Origin of the sequence: Pseudovibrio sp. WM33, assembly GCF_001623165.1 — a bacterium.
Lineage (GTDB): Bacteria > Pseudomonadota > Alphaproteobacteria > Rhizobiales > Stappiaceae > Pseudovibrio.
In genome coordinates, this window is record NZ_LMCK01000125.1 from 1646 (window position 1) to 2592 (window position 947).

Annotated in this window: 2 protein-coding genes; one reads left to right on the forward strand and one right to left on the reverse strand. The window is 52.8% G+C overall.

Going from position 1 to position 947, the window contains the following annotated elements; genetic code table 11:
• Positions 1-421 (forward strand): hypothetical protein (locus PsWM33_RS27755; protein WP_206599024.1); only part of this gene is annotated, 421 nt, incomplete at its 5' end.
• 13 nt (positions 422-434) lie between these two features.
• On the opposite strand, the gene PsWM33_RS21960 is transcribed toward PsWM33_RS27755, so the two are convergent.
• Positions 435-866: an NlpC/P60 family protein gene (locus PsWM33_RS21960; protein WP_063301644.1), complete on the reverse strand. Its 432-nt coding sequence runs from the start codon at positions 864-866 to the stop codon at positions 435-437.
• Positions 867-947: the final 81 nt, after the last annotated feature.

Below are 947 nucleotides of genomic sequence, written 5' to 3' on the forward strand. Positions count from 1 at the left end.
TGTTTTACCCTGTAGCTTGTGTCAATTACCGATGAAAATCGAAAGAAAAATGGAGAAAAACTTGGAGTTGTTGAGCATCGCAATCGGTACCCTTGCGCTCTTCAGCGGTGCTCTCTGGTACTTTAGAAAGAAAAAGAGGCTAGACCTGTCAATTGTACTCGTTATGGCCTTTTGGCCCGCAGTACTTATTTCAGTTGAGATCTTGTTTTTAGGATTTGCGACTGTCTATTGCCCACCAGTCTACTCATCCGCGCATGCCCCTTCTTGCAACATCCTGGGATTTGATGCAGCAACGCATCTCCCTATAGGCGTCCAGATGTTCCCAATGATCATCTATGCAATTCTGTATTGTCTCATCAGCTCATTCATCTGTGCTATCGCGGCTCTCGTTGCGTTCATCCGCCGCCGTAAAAGCAGATAGTTACTGCGCTCTTTTAAGGAAACTCAAACGCAGCCACCGCCCGGCGCTGCCACCACCCTGAATAGGGAACTTCAACAACTCCCGCGCCCTCTTGCGCATGGATCATCACGCCCGGCCTGCTGATCAGGCCCGCGTGTTTTGCAATCGCTCCGGATCGCACCCGGAACACCACCACAGCCCCAAGGCCGGGCGGGTCCAGCGCTGCACGCTGGAAGTACTTCTGCCCGGCTTCTAAAAGCGTTTCACGTGTTCCAACCTCTCCCCAATCCGGGGAATACGCCGGAACCGTTTGCGGCTCAGATCCGTAAAGCTCCCGCCAGATCCCGCGCACCAATCCCAGACAGTCACAACCAGCCCCTTTGACGCTGGCTTGATGGTGGTAAGGCGTTCCAAGCCAACCACGGGCAAGCGCAACAACCTCATTTGATATAAGAGGAACCGTCATTTTTCTGCTCATCCTGTTCTGCGTAGGACAAAATAAAATCAGGGCCGGGCATGTGCGGAAAGCCGCGATAGTTCACCGCGT